Source organism: Leuconostoc garlicum (assembly GCF_001998805.1).
GTDB classification, from domain to species: Bacteria; Bacillota; Bacilli; order Lactobacillales; family Lactobacillaceae; genus Leuconostoc; species Leuconostoc lactis.
Map to the genome: position 1 here is coordinate 587,479 of NZ_CP016329.1, position 14,169 is coordinate 601,647.

Genomic DNA, 14,169 nt, shown 5'->3' on the forward strand with positions numbered 1-14,169 from the left:
TAATGTTCGTCTTTTTATTTGATACAATAGGTAGTAAATATATTGGAGGCAGCACATGCAACACCTTGACTACAGTCAGCAAGATACTTGGCGACAAGCTGACGATACACCATTTCAATCGCCGATTGATATCAATCAACAGCAAAGTAAGCCAGTGATGGCCTCAGCCATGACCTTAAAATTTCAAGGCCAAACCACCTATGATGATCGGATTGTGGGTGAACAATTCTTAGTGAATGGCACATTGCAATTGGATGGTGAGACCTGGCAATTAGAACGTTTCCATTTTCATGATGGGGCAGAACATTTGATTGATGGTCAGCGGCATGATGCTGAAATTCATTTTGTGTGTCGACAAGGTGAGCGCGTCTTGGTCTTAGCTGTTTTAGCTGATGTCGCAAGTGACGTGACATCAACCCCTATTCAGGCCATTTTAAACGGGCCGGTGGCCGCACAAACACTCGTTGGGTTACTACCCACTGATCGTGCGTATTATCGCTATGTGGGTTCCTTGACAACACCACCGTTAGGTCAAGATGTGACGTGGCTCGTTTTGGCACAACCCATTGGCATGACAGCCGCAGATACTGCTTTGTTGCATGCGCGCTATCCCGAAAACTATCGTGATGTACAAGCGTTAGCTGGTCGTGAAATTTTATTTGTATCTGGGAAAAAATAATTATGTGGTCGTGATATTTGACAAGACTAAGCGCCGTAGACGGTGCTTTTTTTGTTGTGAAACACCACTGTATCAGGTAAACTAGAGATTATGGAAAACTTTCAAGAACAATTAAAAAATCGTCGTACTTTTGCGATCATTTCGCACCCTGATGCCGGAAAAACAACGTTGACGGAACAACTATTGCTCCATGGTGGCGTGATTCGTGAAGCGGGAACTGTTAAAGGACGTGGCTCAAATAAATTGGCCTCATCTGACTGGATGGCTATTGAACAGCAGCGTGGAATTTCTGTGACTTCTTCGGTCTTGCAGTTTGATTATGATGGCAAGCGAATTAATATCTTAGATACACCAGGGCACGAAGACTTCTCTGAAGACACGTATCGAACGTTGATGGCTGTGGATTCGGTTGTCATGGTGGTCGATGCCGCAAAAGGTATCGAGCCGCAAACCAAGAAGCTGTTTGAAATCGTGGCACAACGTGGCATTCCCGTCTTTACGTTCTTTAACAAAATTGATCGTGATGCGCGACCAGCCTTGGATTTGTTAGATGAGTTAGAATCGGTTTTGGGTATTCAAGCTTACCCAATGAATTGGCCGGTGGGTTCAGGGCAGATTTTGCAAGGGATTTATGACTTGCAACGTGACACGATGGTACCGTTTAAAAATGCGACATCACATCCAGAAGTGGTGGATGAAACCATGGATGAAATTGAATTGTTGCGTGATGCGGGGAATCCCTTTGACCGTGACGCCATTGCGCATGGGCGCCTGACACCGGTTTTCTTTGGTTCAGCCTTGGTTAACTTTGGGGTGACCGAATTCTTGCGTGATTACTTGACCTATGCGCCGGCGCCAGCTGCTGTGACGACGGTTGACGAACAAGTTGTTGCACCAGAAGAGGCGCAATTTACTGGTTTCGTCTTTAAAATCCAAGCGAACATGGATCCACGCCATCGTGACCGAATTGCCTTTGTGCGGATTGTGTCTGGTGAATTTAGCCGTGGTATGGACGTGACCTTACAACGCAACAATAAAAAGTTGAAGTTGTCCAATGTGACACAGTTTATGGCGGAAGAACGTGAAAACGTTCAAACGGCCGTACCTGGTGATATTATTGGTGTTTATGATACGGGGAATTTCCAAATCGGTGACACGATTTATGCCGGTAAGAAGGTGGTTCAATTCCCAGATTTGCCAACGTTTACCCCAGAACTCTTTAACCGTGTGATTGCCAAAGATGTGATGAAGCAAAAATCGTATCATAAAGGCATTCAACAATTGGTGCAAGAAGGGACGATTCAACTCTACAAGTCTTGGCAGGGCAGTGAATATATTATTGGTGCCGTGGGTCAGTTGCAGTTTGAAGTGTTCCAATTCCGGATGGAAAATGAATATAACGTCGAAATTCAATTTGAACCCATCGGTTCAAAAGTGGCGCGTTGGATTGGCCCTGAACAATTAGATGAAAAAATGGCATCTAGCCGTAACTTGTTGGTGAAGGATCGCTATGATCAACCCGTTTTCTTGTTTGAAAACAAGTTTGCGATGAACTGGTTCCACGACAAGTATCCAGATGTTGTCCTAGAAGAAAAGATGTAATCCCAAAAACAATCGCAGTTAAAACGTGTGATTGTTTTTATTTATAATCCTATTGTAAGCGTTTACATAGTGTGGTAGAATAAAGATAACAAATAAAGAGGAGGCCATTAATGACGCAAAGTAATTTATCAGAAATTGCAGCGTTAGGGCATCAACTTGTAGACAATGGTTAATAACAATAACATCCTAAGGGATAACATCAAAGCGTGATTTGAACCATTAACCGGCGTGATAAAAATTTATCCACTACGTCAAATAGACATAACAGCAGATGATATTTTCTGGACAATAGTGACAAGTAATGTAGGGGTGATAAATTGGCAAGAAGCGAGAAGATGACCGAACGTGAATGTTTCAGCTTCAATCTGCGTTTGCAGCGCAACCTTATAATTACATACAACAGAACCTGACATTATGCATAGCATGAGTCAGGTTCTTTGGTTTATAATGGAAGTGTTGAAACTCGCGCTGGTTGTGGGTTTTAGAATATTTAGGAGGATGTGTTAACGCGAGTTGACAAAACACGATTATGACGACAAAAGCAAATAATGCGATTTATGATGTCCATGATAAGCCGCCTTTTTGGACGTGGTTTGGACTATCATTGCAACACTTATTCTCAATGTTCGGTGCGACAGTCCTCGTGCCGTTGTTGGTTGGTTTAAATCCTGGGGTTGCGCTCTTTACCTCGGGTGTCGGCACGTTGCTCCACATGCTGATTACCCGTGGGAATATCCCAGCCTATATGGGTTCGAGTTTTGCCTTCATTATTCCGATGACGTCATTGATGAAAACAGTGGGTTATCCTGGGGTCGCACAGGGAATTATCTCTGTTGGTCTGGTCTACCTTGTGGTAGCAGCTATCGTGACTTTTATTGGGACACGGTGGATTGATCGCTTGTTCCCAGCGGAATTAGTTGGCCCAATCATTGTGGTGATCGGGTTGAGTTTGGCTGGTTCAGCGGCTAGTTCAGCCACGATGTTAAACGGGAAATATGATTGGAAAATCTTTGTGGTGGCGTTGATCACATTGCTTGGGACAATTGCCTTTAACATGTTTCTTAAAGGTTTTTTGGGCCTATTATCAGTTCTGTTAGGGATTATCTTTGGGTACATTGTCGCGTTGGTCTTTGGGTTGGTTGATTTATCACCAGTTGCTGCCGCACATTGGTTCCAATTACCAGATTTTGAAACGTTTATTGGCAAAGATGGTTTTCAGTTCTATCCTGCCGCCGTTTTGAGTATGGCACCGCTTGCTTTAGTCACCTTTTCTGAACATTTGGGTCACTTGATGGTGTTGTCAAAAGTGACGGGACATGATTTCTTTAAAAACCCTGGCTTGAAGCGTACCTTAGCTGGTGATGGAACGGCCTCAATTGTTGCGGGGTTAGTTGGTGGACCGGCGGTCACGTCTTATGGTGAAAACATTGGCGTGATGCAATTGAGTCGTGTTTATTCCGTTTGGGTTATTGGTGGTGCTGCCGCCTTTGCTGTTGTTTTCAGTTTCATTGGTAAATTATCAGCTTTGATTTCAACGATTCCAGGCGCGGTAACTGGTGGTGTCGGCTTTGTGTTGTATGGTGTCATTGCGGCAGCTGGTTTGCAAGTCATCGTTGATAACAAAATTGATTACACGCAGAAGCGCAATTTGATGATTGCAGCGCCAATCTTAGTGATTGGAATTGGTAATTTCCATTTGCAACTTGGACCACAAGTTGATTTTTCTGGTGTGGCGATTGCAACATTATTAGGTATTATTTTGAATTTAACGTTGCCAAAAGTGGCGGCGAGTGAAAAGTAACAAGTGGGTCACCACTTGTTTTTTTTATCACAAAAAACGCGATATTTAATGCAAAATAGCGACTGGGTTGCGTTGAAGAAACCGCTGGGTCAAGTTATGATGAGCCGACAGGTGAAATTATGAGGCCACGCGCAATTTTTTGGTTGAGCAGGACTATACCTAGATATAACTCTATTTTGTGGGTTATAATACCGTTAAAAAATTGATAATTCTTCTCCAAATCACGTCAAGATTATATTTTTTCTAGATTTCAAAAAATGAAACGCTTTCTTTGTGAAAAAGTGGGGTAAAACGGTTGTATTTCATTTTGAAAAGCGTATTATAGATTTATATGTTATGACGAATAGCCGTTTACGACCATTTCGCCAAATTTATTGAGAAAGGAGAAGGCGCATGGATGACCCTACGGCACCGTTTGAGTTTCTTGGCCTCACGTTTGACTGGGGTACGATAATTTCAACGTTGCTGGCTATGGCAATCGTTGTGATTGTATCAATTGTGCTCACACGACAGTTGTCGATACGACCAGGTAAGCGACAGAATTTGATTGAATACTTACTTGATTTTACGAACAACATCGTGGATGGTCAATTGCCACAGAAACAGGCACGCCAATTTGGTTTGTACGCATTTACGTTGTTTTTCTTCATCATTGTGGCAAACGAAATGGGTATGCTGCTGCAATTGCAGGGTGCAAATGGGGTGACTTATGTTAAGTCCCCGACTGCGGACCCGATCGTGACGATGACGTTAGCCGTGATGACATTGATGGTAGCCCACGGTATGGGTGTCCAACAACTTGGTTTTAAGGGTTACCTTAAAAATATGTTGTTGACCCCTTATGCTTGGATGCTACCCCTTAATGTCATTGAACAATTGGCTAACTTCTTAACGTTATCACTGCGTTTGTTTGGTAACATTTTCGCTGGTGAAATGTTATTGACACTCGTGGCTAAAAGCCTCGCTTGGCCGGGACACTTTAATGGGTTCTGGACAGTGTTGGCATTGCCGATTGAAATGGTCTGGCAAGGCTTTTCACTCTTTATCGGTGGAATACAGGCCTACGTATTTGTAATCTTGACTGGCGTATTTATCGCACAGTTGTCAGGTAACGAATAAATGTACACGGTAAGAGTCGCTGCTCTTACCGAACAACACGCGGGAGCGTTTCATCTAATAAAAATAGACTGCTGTTGGCACATGACGGATATTGTCTGCTGTCGACACGATATGAATAAGGAGTAATCTCATGGATTTGCACAATCTTGGTGTAATCGCAGCGGGTATTGCAGCCGCTGGAGCCGCTATTGGTGGTGGTATTGGAAACGGTGTTTTGATTTCACAATTCTTAGCAGGTATGAGTCGTCAACCAGAACTTGAAAGCCGTTTGTTGTCTCGTATGTTCTTGGGTGTTGCGTTGGTCGAAGTTATGCCAATTTTGTCAATTGTCTTCGCCTTTATGTTGATGAGTAAGTAATCATATAGAATGAGTGGAGGAAAATCATGTTTGGTTTAACAACCTTAGCAGCACATCAATTGCCACTCGGTAATATGCTGTTTATTATCATTTCATTCCTCGTGCTGATGGTTATTTTGAAGAAGGTGGCTTACGGGCCGTTGACTAAAGTACTTGACGAACGTGCTGCGAAAATTTCGTCGGACATTGATAGTGCGGAAAAAGCACGTCAAGAAGCCGAAAAATTAGCTGCACAACGGCAAAGTGAATTAGCTGATACGCGTCAACAGGCAACCAAGGTTGTCGCTGACGCCAAAGCTAGCGCACAAAAGCAAAGTGAAGCATTACTTGCTGCTGCTTCTGAACGTGCAACTTTAATTAATCAGCAAGCGCAAACAGATGCTGAGAAGCTCAAGGAAGACGCGATTTCTAACGCAAAAGACGATGTAGCAGCGCTCTCAGTAGCGATTGCTTCAAAGCTGATGCAAAAGGAACTCTCGTTAGATGATCAACAAGCATTAATTGATGCTTACATTTCAGATTTAGAAACTAAATAAGGAGTATTGGGATGGCAAAAAATCTTAAAGATGTCGCTAACCAATACGCTAAAGCAATTTTTGACTTGTCTAGTGACCATCAAATAGTTGATGAAACACTAGCAGATTTACGTGCGATTAAGGCCGTGCTTGCAGACAGCCCAGATTTTATTCAAGCTGCAACATCGAATGATGTTGACGCACAGGTCCGTGATAATTTGTTACAGACGTTGACACAAGGCGCAGTTGAACCCGTGCAAAATTTGGTGAAACTATTAGCACGTAATCAACGTCTTAACGTATTGCCCTTAGTGGTTGATGCGTTTAATCAGTATTATAACGAGGCCAACGGCATCGTGGATGTGACAGCAACAACAGCTGTGGCATTGGACGACGCGCGTTTATCAAAATTAGCCAATGTCTTTGCCGCTAAAACTGGCGCAAAGCAGGTTAATCTGACAAATGTTGTGGATACAACAATTCTTGGTGGGGTGATTTTGAAGTCACAGTCAACCTTGATTGATGGTAGTCTACAAACAAAAATTGCCAAAATGAAGGCACAATTATTAGGTTAGTGAGGAAGAATAATGGCGATTCAAGCTGAAGAAATTTCTGCTTTAATTAAGCAACAGCTCGAAAAGTTCGACACAACGCTAACTGTAGAAGAAGTGGGAACTGTTACTTATATTGGTGACGGTGTGGCCCGTGCAACTGGCTTGGCCAATGTTATGGCTGGTGAATTGCTCGAATTTGCTAATGGCACGTTCGGTATGGCCCAAAACCTCGAATCAAGTGAAGTCGGGATCATCATTCTTGGTGATTATGACGATATTCGCGAAGGTGATACAGTTAAGCGTACTGGCCGCATCATGGAAGTACCGGTCGGCGAACAATTAATTGGGCGTGTTGTGAACGCGTTGGGACAACCCATTGATGGTATGGGTGAAATCAAGACAGATAAGACACGTCCGGTTGAAGTTAAAGCACCAGGTGTCATGGAACGTAAGTCTGTCTCTGAACCATTACAGACAGGGATTAAAGCAATTGATGCCCTTGTACCAATTGGTCGAGGCCAACGTGAATTGATTATCGGTGACCGTAAGACAGGTAAGACGTCTTTGGCCATGGATACAATTTTGAATCAAAAAGATCAAGACATGATCGTGATTTATGTGGCGATCGGACAAAAAGATTCAACGGTGCGTACACAAGTTGAAACATTACGTCAACTTGGTGCGATGGATTATACCATTGTCGTGAATGCTGGTCCTTCAGAACCAGCACCAATGCTGTATTTGGCCCCTTATGTTGGTGCAGCAATGGGTGAAGAATTCATGTATAACGGCAAGAACGTGTTGATTGTGTATGATGATCTATCAAAGCAAGCCACGGCTTACCGTGAACTGTCATTGATTCTACGTCGGCCACCAGGTCGTGAAGCCTATCCAGGTGATGTCTTCTATTTGCACTCACGTTTGCTCGAACGTGCAGCCAAGTTGTCAGATGAACTGGGTGGTGGTTCAATGACAGCCTTGCCAATCATTGAAACACAAGCTGGCGATGTTTCTGCTTATATTCCAACTAACGTGATTTCAATCACGGATGGTCAAATTTTCTTGGATGCTGAACAATTCTATGCTGGTGTACGACCAGCCATTGATGCGGGAACTTCTGTGTCACGTGTTGGTGGTGATGCGCAAATTAAGGCGATGAAGAAGGTTGCCGGCACATTGCGTTTGGACTTGGCATCATTCCGAGAACTTGAAAGCTTTGCGCAGTTCGGTTCTGATTTGGATGCGGCAACCCAAGCTAAGTTGGCGCGTGGTCGTCGGACGGTTGAAGTTTTGAAGCAACCATTGCACCATCCAATGCCGGTTGAACAACAAGTGTTGGTGTTGTATGCTTTGACACATGGTTATTTGGATGACGTGGCAATTGCAGATATTCAACGTTTCCAAGATGAATTGATTGCTTATGTCTCAGCCAATGCAGACGATATCTTTAAGACAATTGTTGCAACAAAGGACTTGCCAGATGAAGCTGTTATGAATTCAGCAATTGAAGCCTTTAAGGCTGGTTTTGCTGGTTCAGCAGCAGAATAATAGGAGGACGCTGCAATGGCTTCTTTGCAAGATATTCAGCGTCGTATCTCATCCACAAAAAAGACGCGGCAAATTACGAGTGCCATGCAAATGGTCTCAACAGCTAAACTCAACCAAATTCAACGTTACAGTGCGGGCTATCAAGCCTACGCTGCACGGTTAGAGGCGGTTGTCGAACATTTAGTATCAGCGAACTTGTTTCGTAATGCTGATGCTAAGCACATTCCACTCATTGCACAACGTCCAATTAAGAAGACTGGGATTCTTGTGGTAACCTCTGATCGTGGATTGGTGGGTTCTTATAACGCTAATATCATTAAACAAACCAACGCCTTGTTGGCGCGTTTAGGTTTGGACCAAAACAACACGGTGATTTTGGCAGTTGGTGGTAATGGGGCTGATTTCTATAAAAAGCGTGGCTTCAACGTGATCTTAGAGCATCGTGGTGTGTCTGATATCCCATCATTTAATGAAATTCGTTCGGTCGTTAGAACGGTGACAAGCTTGTATGAAACAGAAGTGTTTGATGCTTTGCATGTCGTGTACAATCACTTTGTAAACCGTTTGACGAGTGAATATCGTGATGTCCAGCTCTTACCTTTGACCGGTGATACGTTGGATGCGATGGGTGGCACAGATGCTGCGAAAGCAGAGTTAGACGTTCAAAGTGCGTATGAAATCGAACCAGATACGACGGCTGTCTTAAACGTAGTGTTACCGCAATTTGCACAGAGTCTCGTGTATGAGGCTGTTCTGGATGCGAAGACGGCTGAACATGCAGCTTCATCGACAGCGATGAAGAGTGCTACTGATAACGCCAAAGATCTTATCAGTGGTTTGGAGTTGCAGTTTAACCGTGCGCGTCAGGCAGCAATTACGACAGAAATTACAGAAATTACAGGTGGTATGGCAGCGCTTGAGTAAGGTGCGACCAACTGTAACCATTAATCAAATTAAACGCTGCGTGTTTGCAGTGATGTGTGGCACAAATTTAAAGATGTCATATGCTAAATTGAAAGGAAAACGACAATGAGTACTGGAAAAGTCGTACAAGTGATTGGTCCGGTCGTCGATGTTGCGTTTGAACCAGGAGATGTCATCCCTGAAATCAATAACGCGCTCAAAATCGATAAGGGCAATGGTCAAACTTTGACAGTTGAAGTATCATTGGCACTGGGCGACGGTGTGGTTCGTACCATTGCGATGGACTCAACTGATGGCCTCCAACGCGGTATGTCAGTAACAGACACTGGCGCTGCAATTCAAGTGCCAGTTGGGGATGCGACATTGGGTCGTGTGTTCAATGTTTTGGGTGAACCAGTGGACAATAATGGTCCGGTGGCGCCTGATACACCACGTCATTCAATCCATCGTGCTGCACCTAAGTATGATGAATTGGCAAGTTCAACAGAAATTTTGGAAACCGGGATTAAGGTGATTGATTTGTTAGCGCCTTATATCCGTGGTGGAAAAATTGGGTTGTTCGGTGGTGCCGGTGTTGGTAAGACGGTGCTAATTCAAGAATTGATTCATAATATTGCACAAGGTCACAATGGTATTTCTGTCTTTACGGGTGTCGGTGAACGCACACGTGAAGGTAACGATATGTATCATGAAATGGCTGAATCAGGTGTTTTGAGCCAAACAGCCATGGTTTATGGTCAAATGAACGAACCACCAGGTGCGCGTATGCGTGTTGCGTTGACTGGTTTGACAATGGCAGAAAGCTTCCGTGATAACGAAGGTAAGGATGTGTTGTTGTTTATCGATAACATTTTCCGCTTTACGCAAGCCGGTTCTGAAGTGTCAGCCTTGCTTGGTCGTATTCCTTCAGCCGTTGGTTATCAGCCAACGTTGGCCACAGAAATGGGTCAATTGCAAGAACGAATCACGTCAACCAAGAAGGGTTCTGTCACATCTATTCAAGCCGTTTATGTGCCTGCCGATGATTATACGGATCCGGCACCAGCTACAACATTTGCGCACTTGGATGCCACAACGAACTTGGAACGTTCCCTAACACAACAAGGTATTTATCCAGCCGTGGATCCATTGGCGTCAACTTCTTCAGCGCTTGACCCACAAGTTGTTGGTCAAGAACACTATGAAGTAGCGACAGAAGTACAACGGACTTTGCAACGCTATCGTGAATTGCAAGACATTATTTCAATTTTGGGAATGGATGAATTGTCAGACGAAGAAAAGACAACGGTTAACCGTGCACGTCGTATCCAATTCTTCTTGTCACAACCATTCTCAGTTGCGGAAACATTCACCGGTATTAAGGGTGAATATGTCCCTGTTTCAGAAACAGTGCGTTCATTTAAGGAAATCTTGGCCGGTAAGTATGATGACTTGCCAGAAGATGCTTTCCGTAACGTTGGTGTGATTGAACAAGTTGTTGAAAAAGCCAAGACAATGGCCCAATAAGGGGGTATTGAGAGATGGCAGATGAAAAGACCGCAACAGGCATTACAGTCCAAATTGTGACCCCTGTTGGTGAAGTATATAATGAACCAAACGTAGATTTGGCCATTGTGAATACACAAGGCGGCCAAATTGGTGTCATGAAAAAGCATGTGCCGTTACTCGCTGCGCTAACCATTGATGAATTAATCATCAAAAAAGGCGATCAACGTGAATTTTTAGCGGTGAATGGTGGTATTGCGGAATTTTCAAATGACCTGTTAACAGTTGTTGCTGACAGTGCTGAAACTTCTGACACCATTGATGTGTCTCGGGCGCAGAATGCCAAAGAACGTGCGGAAGCACGTATTGCGCATGCCCAAGATGATAAAAATGATGCCGAATTGGCACGAGCACGGGTTGCCTTAATGCGTGCCGTTAACCGTATCCATGTGGCGGCGGTCAAGCAAGGCAAGTAATGTGTTGTAAGATAAAGCATGAAAAACCGAACAGTAATGTTCGGTTTTTTTGTGTCTTTTTAAATGTTAGACGTTGTTCAAAATACAAACGTTCGGATTGAGTGCTATATTTTGGTTTAATGTTCATGACGTTCCGGATGTTTCATTTTAAAATGAGAAGATTATAATTTGAAATCAGAATTACTGCCATGTTTTTCTGCTATATTGTAAAGAACGCAAATATACACCATCTTTACGCAACTAGGCCGTGTTTTTTGACACAGCTTCTGTATGCTGAAGACAGTCATATTTGAGACACAAATTGCACGATGGGTATAAGGAGAGAAATACCATGAGTAAGAATGCGAAAACGCTCGCAGGGATCGCTGTTGTTGTGATAATTGCAATTGCAGCCTATTTTGGTTTCACACATACAGGGTCAAAGTCAACGTCAGAAAAGACGATTCAAGACCTCAAGGTTTACTTTGTGCCATCAAAGCAACCAGATCAAATCATTACCATGACCAAGCCGTTAAAAGGTTTGCTGATTGAGCAATTGAAAAAAGAAGGTTATGACGTTAAAAACGTTGATATCAAAGTTGGGACAAGTTACGAAGCAGCTGGGGAAGCCTTGACTTCAGGAACGGCTGATGTCGGCTTCATTCCTGGGGGAACTTATGTCATGTACCAAGATGGTGCGCAAGCGTTGTTGACTGCAACACGCGCTGGTCTGAACAAGGATTCTGCTGATGCAGCTAAGTGGAATGATGGCAAGCCAACCGAGAAGACAGATAAGCAAGTGTCAACGTACCGATCAATTTTGATTGCTGGGCCATCAGCTAAGGGCCAAGAGTTGGCCAAAAAAGTCAATGCTGGTGAAAAGTTGACCTGGGATGATTTGAATTCAGCCAAGTGGGGCTTGTCATCAACGACGTCATCAGCAGGTTACATTTATCCATCACTCTGGTTGGATAAGCGCTATGGTAAAACGGTTGCGGATTTGAAAAATACCGTGACAGTTGATTCATACGGCTCAGGTATGGCACGTTTGGCTGCTGGTCAAATTGATATTTTGCCAGCTTATGCCGATGCCCGTAGTGACTTTGCGAAAATGTGGACAACAGATTACCAACAACCAAAATCAATCTGGGCCGAGACAAACGTCATCGGTGTGTCACAAAACATTTATAACGATACAATTTCTGTTTCAAAGAAGTCAAAGATTATGACACCGGCATTTCAAAAGGCTTTGTCACAAGCTTTCATTAATTTAGCTAAAACGCCTGAAGGTAAAAAAGTGATTGCCATCTACTCACATGAAGGTTATGTGCCAGCGAAGTCATCAAACTATGATGGCGAACGCGCTGCCCAAAAGTTGCTGAAATCAACACAAAAGTAAACACACAAGATAAAGCGGCGCTGATAACAGCGTCATCAGTCAAAGTGTTAGAACAGTGAGTGGCTATCATAGAAAAGCAGCGCAATTTTGCGCCGCTTTTCTTGCTTTAGAACAGCAAGACTGGCGCACGGCACAGAAAATGAGGACGGCAAAAATGATCAAATTTGAACATGTCTCAAAAACCTATCCCAATGGGGTTAAGGGGCTACAAGATATTAATTTAGAAATTCAAGACGGTGAGTTTATTGGCATTATTGGGATGTCGGGGGCAGGGAAGTCGACGCTGATTCGGACAATCAATCGCTTGAATAATATTACCGAAGGCCAACTCACAGTTGATGGGATTGAAATTTCGACTTTGAAAGGCCAAGCCTTGCGACAATACCGGCGCAAAGTAGGCATGATTTTCCAATCGTATAATCTCGTGCCACGTATCTCAGTCCTCAAAAATGTGATGAGTTCGTTGGTGCCGGATATGCCATTTTGGCGCGTGTTGTTTGGGGTATTTTCCAAAACAGAAAAGATTCGCGCCTTAGAGGCACTAGATCGAATGTCAATGTTAGATAAAGCATTCGTGCGGACTGATCAATTGTCTGGTGGTCAACAACAACGGGTGTCATTAGCGCGGACATTAACGCAAAACCCAAGCGTCCTCTTGGCTGATGAACCCGTGGCAGCGTTAGATCCGGTGACGGCGCACGAAGTCATGGATGACTTTAAGCGGATCAACCAAGAATTAGGCCAAACGGTGCTGATTAACATTCATCACGTTGACTTAGCCTTAGAATATACGCAGCGTATTATCGGAATTCGTGCGGGGCGAATTGTTTATGATGGCCCAGCTAGCGGCATCAATCAAGCCACCCTGGACTTAATCTACAGTAAAGATGAGGGACAGTAATGGGCTGGTATGATAAATTATTTGAAGCCGAAAGCTATCAGTTAGCTAATGGTAAAGTGGTCTCACAAAAATTTACGCGATTGCCACTCATTATCGTGTTATTGCTAATTGGTATTAGTATCTCGGTGTGGGTAACTGGGTTTAGTTTGGTCACCTTAGTGACCAATTTTGTCGGTTTTTGGCAAATTCTGGCGAGCATGTGGCCGCCTAATTTGGCCTATTTTTCACAAGTGTGGCCACCGTTGTTGGTCACGATTCAAATGTCATTTTTTGGCTCGTTTTTTGGGGCAGCGTTGGCTTTGCCGTTTGCCATTTTAGCGGCGCACAACGTGATGAATCATCGACTAGTCAATTTAGTGGTGCGCTTTATTTTAACCGTTGTGCGAACGATTCCGACATTGGTGGCCGCTTTGATTGCGACTTATATTTTCGGGTTGGGCACCTTTGCCGGCACCGTGGCGATTTTCCTTTTTAGTTTCTCATTTGTCGGGAAACAATTATTTGAATATATTGAAACGGTGAATATGGGGGCCTATGAAGCGTTAATCGCTACTGGTGCCAGTGCACCGCGGGCGTTTGTGACCACCATCTTGCCACAAATTTTACCGACTTATTTATCAACGTCGTTATTTGCGTTTGAAGGTAATGTGCGTTATGCCGCTATTTTAGGCTATGTTGGCGCTGGTGGTATTGGCATGATTTTGAACGAAAAAATTGGCTGGCGGGAATTTCAAAGTGTGGGCATGATTTTGCTAGCAATCTTTGTCGCTGTGATTGTGATTGAGATGGTTAGTCAACAATTACGTCGTTATTTGAGTTAAGGAGAGAG

Annotated in this window: 14 protein-coding genes; all 14 read left to right on the plus strand. The window is 43.7% G+C overall.

Annotated features, from left to right (window positions below; all coding sequences use genetic code 11):
* Positions 1-55 precede the first annotated feature (55 nt).
* The 14 genes from A9176_RS02980 (at position 56) to phnE (ending at position 14,161) form a co-directional block, all read left to right on the plus strand.
* On the plus strand, positions 56-679 hold the full coding sequence (locus A9176_RS02980; protein ID WP_077282098.1) for a carbonic anhydrase family protein: 624 nt from the start codon (positions 56-58) through the stop codon (positions 677-679).
* A 90-nt stretch (positions 680-769) separates the two neighbouring features.
* Positions 770-2,281, plus strand: coding sequence for a peptide chain release factor 3 (locus A9176_RS02985; protein WP_077282099.1), 1,512 nt, complete (start codon positions 770-772; stop codon positions 2,279-2,281).
* 529 nt (positions 2,282-2,810) lie between these two features.
* Positions 2,811-4,082 (plus strand): uracil-xanthine permease family protein, encoded by a 1,272-nt coding sequence (locus A9176_RS02990; protein WP_077282100.1) that lies wholly within the window; start codon positions 2,811-2,813, stop codon positions 4,080-4,082.
* 393 nt (positions 4,083-4,475) lie between these two features.
* Positions 4,476-5,201 (plus strand): F0F1 ATP synthase subunit A, encoded by a 726-nt coding sequence (gene atpB, locus A9176_RS02995; RefSeq protein WP_077282101.1) that lies wholly within the window; start codon positions 4,476-4,478, stop codon positions 5,199-5,201.
* Between the two features lie 130 nt (positions 5,202-5,331).
* The gene (gene atpE / locus A9176_RS03000; protein WP_010001510.1) at positions 5,332-5,559 is read left to right on the plus strand and encodes a F0F1 ATP synthase subunit C; all 228 of its coding nucleotides are present in this window, start codon (positions 5,332-5,334) and stop codon (positions 5,557-5,559) included.
* Positions 5,560-5,585: 26 nt separating this feature from the next.
* Entirely contained in the window at positions 5,586-6,095 is a 510-nt protein-coding gene (atpF, locus tag A9176_RS03005; RefSeq protein WP_029510010.1) for a F0F1 ATP synthase subunit B, read from the plus strand.
* An 11-nt stretch (positions 6,096-6,106) separates the two neighbouring features.
* On the plus strand, positions 6,107-6,649 hold the full coding sequence (atpH, locus tag A9176_RS03010; protein ID WP_029510009.1) for an ATP synthase F1 subunit delta: 543 nt from the start codon (positions 6,107-6,109) through the stop codon (positions 6,647-6,649).
* A gap of 12 nt (positions 6,650-6,661) precedes the next feature.
* On the plus strand, positions 6,662-8,176 hold the full coding sequence (gene atpA / locus A9176_RS03015; RefSeq protein WP_048700452.1) for a F0F1 ATP synthase subunit alpha: 1,515 nt from the start codon (positions 6,662-6,664) through the stop codon (positions 8,174-8,176).
* A 15-nt stretch (positions 8,177-8,191) separates the two neighbouring features.
* Complete coding sequence (locus A9176_RS03020; RefSeq protein ID WP_010002737.1) at positions 8,192-9,100, plus strand: F0F1 ATP synthase subunit gamma; 909 nt, start codon at positions 8,192-8,194, stop codon at positions 9,098-9,100.
* A gap of 105 nt (positions 9,101-9,205) precedes the next feature.
* Complete coding sequence (gene atpD, locus A9176_RS03025; protein WP_010001517.1) at positions 9,206-10,606, plus strand: F0F1 ATP synthase subunit beta; 1,401 nt, start codon at positions 9,206-9,208, stop codon at positions 10,604-10,606.
* Between the two features lie 14 nt (positions 10,607-10,620).
* A complete protein-coding gene (locus A9176_RS03030) occupies positions 10,621-11,061 on the plus strand; it encodes a F0F1 ATP synthase subunit epsilon (protein WP_077282102.1) in 441 nt (146 codons plus the stop codon).
* A 331-nt stretch (positions 11,062-11,392) separates the two neighbouring features.
* Positions 11,393-12,439: a phosphate/phosphite/phosphonate ABC transporter substrate-binding protein gene (locus A9176_RS03035; protein WP_029510007.1), complete on the plus strand. Its 1,047-nt coding sequence runs from the start codon at positions 11,393-11,395 to the stop codon at positions 12,437-12,439.
* 154 nt (positions 12,440-12,593) lie between these two features.
* Positions 12,594-13,340 carry a phosphonate ABC transporter ATP-binding protein gene (phnC, locus tag A9176_RS03040; protein WP_077282103.1) on the plus strand — a complete coding sequence of 249 codons (747 nt, stop codon included), beginning with the start codon at positions 12,594-12,596 and terminating at the stop codon, positions 13,338-13,340.
* Complete coding sequence (phnE, locus tag A9176_RS03045) at positions 13,340-14,161, plus strand: phosphonate ABC transporter, permease protein PhnE (RefSeq protein WP_068851458.1); 822 nt, start codon at positions 13,340-13,342, stop codon at positions 14,159-14,161. Before phnC ends, phnE begins: the two co-directional genes overlap by 1 nt.
* Positions 14,162-14,169: the final 8 nt, after the last annotated feature.